This window comes from Streptococcus sp. DD11 (assembly GCF_001578865.1).
GTDB lineage: Bacteria > Bacillota > Bacilli > Lactobacillales > Streptococcaceae > Streptococcus > Streptococcus panodentis.
Genome location: NZ_KQ969447.1, coordinates 1 through 452 on the forward strand (window position 1 = coordinate 1; position 452 = coordinate 452).

General features: G+C 47.1%; 1 pseudogene. It reads left to right on the forward strand.

Annotation, left to right across the window (positions count from 1 at the left end):
* Positions 1 to 174: pseudogene (locus STRDD11_RS14950) on the forward strand (low specificity L-threonine aldolase); the annotation flags it as partial.
* Between the last annotated feature and the right edge of the window lie 278 nt (positions 175 to 452).

A 452-nucleotide genomic window follows, 5' to 3' on the forward strand; every position in this document is an offset into this window, starting at 1 on the left:
ATCAGATTTTCTGCATTGTCAGTGAGGAAGAAAGAGCCCGACTGGCCCAAAAAAGTGGCCTTCAGCTTCTGGGAAAAATACGATGATAGCCACACTATTATCCGCTTGGCAACCAGCTGGGCGACCCGAGAGGAAGATGCAGAGCAGCTCTGCCAGATTTTGGCAGAAAGATGATGATGAAAAAACAGGACGATGCTGTCTGAAACCTACAGCATTGTCCTGTTTTTATACGTATTCTGTTTGTTCCATGCTCTTTCTAGTTTATGCTCTTCAACAATTTCTTCAAATTATGTCAGCGTCGCCCTGCCCTGCTTTTGACACTTCCCTGCGGTCTTTCATCTACAAGTGTTTTTGATGGGGCGGCTCCTGCCTGGTTTGCTGATGGCTGCGCCCTCACCCACAGAGGGAGCTATCTTTGGGAAGATACCGTATAAAAAGTCTTTCAGTCTCGC